This window comes from Microcystis sp. M53598_WE2 (genome assembly GCF_030067735.1).
Classification (GTDB): domain Bacteria; phylum Cyanobacteriota; class Cyanobacteriia; order Cyanobacteriales; family Microcystaceae; genus Microcystis; species Microcystis aeruginosa.
Genome location: NZ_JASJFE010001017.1, coordinates 1 through 1,548 on the forward strand (window position 1 = coordinate 1; position 1,548 = coordinate 1,548).

Consider the following 1,548-nt stretch of genomic DNA (forward strand, 5'->3'; position numbering starts at 1 on the left):
AAATATTTAGAAAAAGTAGTTCCTTTCCCCTCTTTTATTCCCGCTGGGGAAAAGGAGAAAAATCAAGCTTGGTTACTAGAGGATTGGTTAGATGAAAGTATTGGAGTAGCGACTAGATTTGTCTATTATAATTATCGCGCCGGAGAGGGAAAAGCGATCGATCCTTCCCTGAGTAGTCAAATAATTATTAATATCGTGGGACAACAATATAAAATCACCCCGGCAAGGGTAAAACTAGCGGAGGAGCGACTAGAAAATGCCCTCAAGATTCTAGAATATTGGCAAAATCAGCCCTATTTGGTGGCGGATAAATTAAGTGTAGCCGATATTGCCGCCACTGCCCTACTCAGTCCTCTGGCTCTAATTCCCAGTTATCGTCAAAAATATCCCTGGTTGTTTGCTAGAATCGGGGAAATTCATCAACAGTGTCGAGAAAAATTGCCCCCCGGTTTAAATTAAATGCAGCGAACGACAAAAATTATCATCCTCATCTCGATCGGTTTCTTATCGCCCCTAAAAGCCCTTGCTTTGCCCTCTCCCGAAGATATTCCCGAAGAAGTTTTACGAGCAGAAATTATCACTTCGGCTCGATCGCCCCTTGATAATCAACCCCTAACTGCGGCAGAATATGCCTTACTAGAAGAACAATTAGCCACCAGCATTTATCCCCCCCAAATTAATCCCAAGATTCGACAATTAATTGCCCTGAGAAGATTACAAAAATTCCTCCAGATATTGATACCTTTCTATCGTTAAAATCAAAATAGCCGATCTCCTGTGGCAAGAGTGCCTATGCTAACCGAAAAGTTTAGAGAGGATTAGAGCAAGGCGATCGCTTTTATCGCCAGCAGACAAAAATCCCGTGTTATCATTAATGAAAAAATCATAAAGTTTTGTAACAAACCTTGACTGCTATCCTCCGCCCCCAAGAAAAGCCCCTGCTTAATCGTCCTTGGTACTCCCTGTCCCCTCTCTGGCAAGGAGACGAAACCGATGTTAAACAAGGTTTACCCCATAGCCAACTCGCACCCCCGTGGCAGATTTTAATTCTCGGCGATGGTTCTCCCACCCGTCATTTACAACTTTTAACGGGTGAAAAAACGGAAGTGGATGTGATCGATATGTCCCCCATCGGCGACGATGAGGATGGCGCACCGATGAAAATTAGCCTGATTCCGGGGCCGAGATTGCGTCGTCAAGTCTGGTTACGCACAGCTAGTGGTCAAAGGTTAGCCTATGCCGCTTCTTGGTGGTCTGTCAATCAAGTGGACGAATATCTGGAAAATCGTTCCCTACCGATTTGGGAAAGTCTCTCGCGGCTGCACACGGAATTGTATCGCGATGTGCAGGGACTTTATTACGGTCATTCCCCGGAATTAGAAATAGCTTTTGGGGAAAAAGGAGCATTTTGGGGTCGTCATTACCTATTTTGGCACGCTCGCCAACCCCTTACCCTGATTTACGAGGTTTTTTCTCCCTATCTCCGTAAATACCTCGGCGAAATGAGAATTGATCAATTAGGATAACTGCTGTAGATATTTCTATGTA

Annotated in this window: 3 protein-coding genes; all 3 read left to right on the top strand. The window is 44.4% G+C overall.

Annotation, left to right across the window (positions count from 1 at the left end; all coding sequences use genetic code 11):
• On the top strand, window positions 1–459 hold a 459-nt coding region (locus tag PX636_RS20890; RefSeq protein ID WP_288118665.1), incomplete at its 5' end, for a glutathione binding-like protein.
• Entirely contained in the window at window positions 460–756 is a 297-nt protein-coding gene (locus PX636_RS20895; protein ID WP_002758119.1) for a hypothetical protein, read from the top strand. It abuts the gene before it with no gap.
• Between the two features lie 149 nt (window positions 757–905).
• Window positions 906–1,526, top strand: coding sequence for a chorismate lyase (locus tag PX636_RS20900; protein ID WP_002758121.1), 621 nt, complete (start codon window positions 906–908; stop codon window positions 1,524–1,526).
• The last annotated feature ends 22 nt before the right edge of the window (window positions 1,527–1,548 follow it).